The organism is Ruminococcus bromii (genome assembly GCF_002834225.1).
GTDB classification, from domain to species: domain Bacteria; phylum Bacillota; class Clostridia; order Oscillospirales; family Acutalibacteraceae; genus Ruminococcoides; species Ruminococcoides bromii.
Genome location: NZ_NNSR01000001.1, coordinates 1 through 557 on the forward strand (window position 1 = coordinate 1; position 557 = coordinate 557).

The following is a 557-nucleotide window of genomic DNA, read 5'->3' on the forward strand; positions in this document are numbered from 1 at the left end:
CCTCTTTTATACTTCTTGATAAGATTAATTAAACTATTCTGTGAAGAGATTCTTGCATTTAAGAGGTCGATGAAATGAGCTATCTTGCGTTGCTCGCTTTCTGTTGGAACCCCAGTTTCATACTCTAATATATGGTTTTTGTCGCCACGAGGCATTTTAGATCCCTTTGCACCACACATAACATAGTTTACAAATCTGTCTTGCGCAATTAAAAAGTAAAGGAATTTACCATCAATGTTATCTGGTGAAAAGGCGAGAACATCAGTACTGCAAGCTCCATTAAAGTTGCTTTGCCAGACTTTTTTAAGATAGGGACGTATGTTTGCCATCAGCGTATCTCCACATTGTATAGAAATGCCTTCAGCCTCAGATAAATCATCGTAAGGTTCTATACCTGCATAGTTTTGAAGTATGTTTTCCGTGCTTATATATTGCGCTTTTTTTACTTTAGCTCGACCCTTTCTATATGAGCAAACATCTTCTAGTTTAACTAAATTCCACGGCTCTTTAAACTCTGGAAACCGAAGTTTCGGGAACTTTTCAATACCGTTACTTGA

General features: G+C 37.2%; 1 protein-coding gene. It reads right to left on the minus strand.

The genetic code is table 11. The annotated features are described in order from the left end of the window. On the minus strand, nucleotides 1-557 hold a 557-nt coding region (locus RBATCC27255_RS00005; RefSeq protein WP_147639930.1), incomplete at both ends, for a restriction endonuclease subunit S.